Below are 876 nucleotides of genomic sequence, written 5' to 3'. Positions count from 1 at the left end.
CTCGGCGTCGCAGCCGTCGGTGCGACGCTGCCGGTCGGCGGTGAGGCAGCTGGGCTCGCGGGCGTGCTGATTCTCACGGGTTTCTCGACGATCGGGTGGGTCGGCTACGACGTCGTCTTCGCTGCGGGCGTCGCCGTGGGGTCGTTGGCGCTGCTCCGGAGGGGTTTATAAAATGGCAATCAGATTCAGCCGCATCGTCCTGCTATACTTCGTGCTCGGTGCCGTGATGTTCGGCGGCGGAGCCGTTTCGTACGACGACTCCGGCGTCACGAAATACTTCATCGATCAAGATGGCGACGACGTCGAGGCAGGCGAGCAACCGTCGTCGAACCTGCAGGGCGTCGCAGGAGCGATCACCTCGCTCGTCGGCCAGGTCGGCGGCGCGACGGTCCTCGTGTGGAATCTCGCAGTCGGCGTCGTGTCGTTCCTGAACTGGCCGGTTGTCGTGTTCATCGAGAACGGTGCTCCGCCGACAGTGACGGTCCTGCTCGGTGGCGCGCCGACAGTGATGTTCTACGGCAGTCTCGTCACGCTCGTGAGGTCCTCCGCATAATATGATCCGAGAACTCCTTACTGTGGCTCTCGCACAGTATTACAACAATAGCTCCGGTGGCACCGTCGACGGCGACGCGTGGTTTGCTGGAATGGAAGAGATGTCGTTGTCGACACTCGGCCAGATGCTCACGCGGACGGTCGCGTTCGTGATTGGCACGGGGTCGACGGTGCCAGGCGGCGGCGGATTTTCGGGGACGATCATCACCGGGCTCGTGCTCGCTGGTGTCCTTCTGGGAGCGGTCTCGGGAACACGCGTCGGTGCGCCTGGCGGTGCGGTCGTCACCGTCGTATCGGTGTTCGGACTGATTAGCATCGGGCTCG

The 876-nt window shown here is 63.7% G+C and carries 2 protein-coding genes; both read left to right on the top strand.

Annotated elements, in window-relative coordinates:
- Positions 1-172 precede the first annotated feature (172 nt).
- Positions 173-553, top strand: coding sequence for a hypothetical protein (locus tag DEQ92_RS20940; protein WP_115821721.1), 381 nt, complete (start codon positions 173-175; stop codon positions 551-553).
- 1 nt (position 554) lies between these two features.
- The coding region (locus DEQ92_RS20935) for a hypothetical protein (RefSeq protein WP_147299530.1) at positions 555-876 on the top strand (322 nt) is incomplete at its 3' end.

Origin of the sequence: Haloferax sp. Atlit-6N (assembly GCF_003383195.1) — an archaeon.
Taxonomy (GTDB): Archaea; Halobacteriota; Halobacteria; order Halobacteriales; family Haloferacaceae; genus Haloferax; species Haloferax gibbonsii.
The sequence above is the reverse complement of the archived record's forward strand: the minus strand, read 5'-3'. Positions and strand labels throughout refer to the sequence as shown.

What these genes read in the sequence shown, in the direction of transcription:
- DEQ92_RS20940 (WP_115821721.1), top strand. Translation starts at nt 173, where the DNA reads ATGGCAATCAGATTCAGCCGCATCGTCCTGCTATACTTCGTGCTCGGT.